Origin of the sequence: Pseudomonas sp. p99-361, from assembly GCF_003935475.1 — a bacterium.
Classification (GTDB): domain Bacteria; phylum Pseudomonadota; class Gammaproteobacteria; order Pseudomonadales; family Pseudomonadaceae; genus Aquipseudomonas; species Aquipseudomonas juntendi.
Genome location: NZ_RHQO01000139.1, coordinates 1 through 1,397 on the forward strand (window position 1 = coordinate 1; position 1,397 = coordinate 1,397).

Here is a 1,397-nt window from a genome sequence, read left to right on the forward strand (position 1 = left end):
GTTGTAACCGGCGTAATCATCGGTCATGACATAACCGCGATAGCCCTCCAGCAGGCGCAACGGCACCTCCTGCGCACGGCTGGTGGTGTAGTCGAACAACACGACTTGTCGATCAGGTGGCCCACTGGCCTGCACCCACATCCAGGATTGGCTGGTCGGGTCACGATCCGGTTCCTTGAGCACCTGCACCCGCGTTTCATCGCAGTGAATCACGGGGCTTTCCAACAACCGCTCACGCATCAGGTTCAACAACGGCTGGAAGTGCTCGCTGCACTGGATCACCCAGCGGGCCAGGGTTTGTCGAGGGATTTCGATACCGTGCCGGGACAGCACGCTTTCAAAACGGTGTAGCGGCAAGCCATCGACGTACTTGGTAGTCAGCAGCATGGCCAGCACGCTGGGGCTGGCCATGCTTTTTTCGATCAACTGGGCCGGCTTGTCGGCGGTGACCGGCGCCGTTTCACAACCACGGCAACCGTAGACCTTGCGCACATGCTTGAGCACACGGATCTGCATCGGCACGATATCGAGCTGCTCGCTGGTTTCCTCGCCGATGACATGCTTGCGACAACCGCAGGCGCAAGTCAGTTCGTGCTCGGGCAAGTCATGGATGACTTCGATACGTGGCAGATCAGCCGACAACGGTTTGCGTTTGCCACCATGTCTGACTGGGGTAACGACTTCTTCGTCCGAATCCTCAACCACAGCCAACAACAGCTCGCTTTCCGGTTCGTTGAACATTGCCAGTTGCGGTGTATTGGGATCGACCGTTTGCTCGGATTTGCGGTTGAACAGCCGATCACGCAACAGCTTGATCTGTTCTTTCAGGTCGACGATGTGGTCCTTGTCGACCGTGCGCTCAGCCAGCAACTGCGCAAGCAGTTGCTTGAGCACGGCAGGGTCATCAGGAAGGTCATCGGGCGCTGGAATCATGGCCCGGATTATACCGGGTCAGGCGACGAAGCGGGGTGTCAGAACCTGATGTGGACGGTTGCGCCAGAGGTCGAAGCCGTCGAGTAGCCAGTTCAGTTCCTGGACGGTCAGGACGATGGCTTCGTCGGTCGCGTCGGGGGAAGTTTTGAAACGTTCGGCTTCGAGACGCTTGAGCCACAGGCAGAAGCCGTTGCGCTCCCAATAGAGGATCTTCACGCGATTGCGCGGCTTGTTGAGGAACACGAAAAGGACCGGGTCGAACACGGCCACCTTGATATCCAGTTCAACCAAGGCTGCGAGGCCATCGATGGATTTTCGGAAGTCGACGGGCTTGGGGTAGAGATAGACTTTTTCGACTTTGGCGTCGGGGCGCATCATCGTCGGCAGGCTCCAAAAAGAAATCGGGAGCACAGCATCGGGGATCAGGTAAGCGCTTTGAATGTGGGGTTTATGGAGCGATTACG

General features: G+C 57.8%; 2 protein-coding genes. Both read right to left on the reverse strand.

Annotation, left to right across the window (positions count from 1 at the left end):
* Positions 1-933, reverse strand: a 933-nt coding sequence (locus EGJ22_RS25840; RefSeq protein WP_125920459.1) for an IS66 family transposase, incomplete at its 3' end; no start/stop codon positions are given.
* 18 nt (positions 934-951) lie between these two features.
* Entirely contained in the window at positions 952-1,311 is a 360-nt protein-coding gene (gene tnpB, locus EGJ22_RS25845) for an IS66 family insertion sequence element accessory protein TnpB (protein WP_054905435.1), read from the reverse strand.
* Positions 1,312-1,397: the final 86 nt, after the last annotated feature.

Coding starts and splice junctions, on each gene's coding strand:
- tnpB (WP_054905435.1), bottom strand. CDS start 1,311: ATGATGCGCCCCGACGCCAAAGTCGAAAAAGTCTATCTCTACCCCAAG.